1 protein-coding gene is annotated in these 409 nt (G+C 38.1%); it reads left to right on the top strand.

All coding sequences use genetic code 11. From position 1 onward, the window contains the following. Positions 1-364 (top strand): NAD(P)/FAD-dependent oxidoreductase (locus LI288_RS14145; RefSeq protein ID WP_227091085.1); only part of this gene is annotated, 364 nt, incomplete at its 5' end. Positions 365-409 lie beyond the last annotated feature (45 nt).

The raw sequence follows: 409 nt of genomic DNA, 5'->3' as shown, positions 1-409 counted from the left end.
AGAACGTGCCTTTGCTAACGATAAAATAAAATTTATCTGGGACTCTGTTCTTGAAGAAATCAAAGGTGACGAACGTAAAATTGAATCTGTACGTTATAAAAACGTAAAGACAGGAGAAGTTACAGAAGCCAACTTCGGTGGCCTCTTTATCTATGTAGGTTTGGATGCTGTATCTGAATTTGCTCGTGATTTAGGTATTACAGATGAAGAAGGATGGATTATCACAGATGCTACGATGAAGACAAGTATTCCAGGTATCTTTGCCGTTGGTGATGTTCGTCAAAAAGATTTTCGACAAATTACTACTGCTGTAGGTGATGGAGCCCAAGCCGCTCAGGAAGCTTACAAATATGTAGAAGGTTAAACAAAAAAGAACGTGCATCACTGCCGTTCTTTTTTTGTTTTTATC

It is taken from the genome of Lachnospira pectinoschiza, assembly GCF_020564355.1.
Taxonomy (GTDB): domain Bacteria; phylum Bacillota; class Clostridia; order Lachnospirales; family Lachnospiraceae; genus Lachnospira; species Lachnospira intestinalis.
The sequence above is the reverse complement of the archived record's forward strand: the minus strand, read 5'-3'. Positions and strand labels throughout refer to the sequence as shown.